This window comes from Crocinitomix algicola (assembly GCF_001661595.2).
Classification (GTDB): Bacteria; Bacteroidota; Bacteroidia; order Flavobacteriales_D; family Crocinitomicaceae; genus Crocinitomix; species Crocinitomix algicola.
Genome location: NZ_LYPF02000011.1, coordinates 1 through 606, shown reverse-complemented (window position 1 = coordinate 606; position 606 = coordinate 1). Strand labels below are relative to the sequence as shown.

Here is a 606-nt window from a genome sequence, read left to right as displayed (position 1 = left end):
GCCACTTTCAGCATCTCCACATGCCCCACCAATGGCAATGGCATTGATGTCCACATCCGGCGTAAAAGAAAAAGTTACCTCCTGCCAAGAGCCATCCATTTCATAAACCACATCCACTGAGGAAAGTACTTCCCAATCACCAAAACCAATTGGGCATTCATACCCATCCCAAGGCAAATCTCCACAATTGGGTGTTCCATAAAGTGTTAAATCTAACTCATTGTGCGCTCCAGCCCATGCGGTATATAAAGTTAAATTATAGTTGACACCTGAAAGCAAAGGGCCGTCAATACAAACCCCGACCATTTCATGGTTTCCTGTCATATTAATAAAGCCAACATATGCATCTCCGCCTTCTGGTAAAGGATACTCTGGGGGAATGCCCGCGAGATAGTCAAGTCCACAGGAATAATGTAAATAATCTGATGTTGCGTCCGAGGCTTGAATCCAAGATTCTGTGCAAAATAAGGCGGCTACACTAATAGGACAGCAGAGGGTGTCTTCAAAAGAAGGGTTGGGGATCAAGCTTGTAAATCCGGTTAAATCATCGCAATCACAATCCTCATCATTTAAATCAATTAAAGCATCCCCGTCATCATCAATGCC

At 43.9% G+C, this 606-nt stretch carries 1 protein-coding gene; it reads right to left on the bottom strand.

Annotated features, from left to right (window positions below; translation table 11 throughout):
• A partial coding sequence (locus A8143_RS17015) for a hypothetical protein (RefSeq protein WP_217494789.1) occupies nucleotides 1-606 on the bottom strand: 606 nt, incomplete at both ends.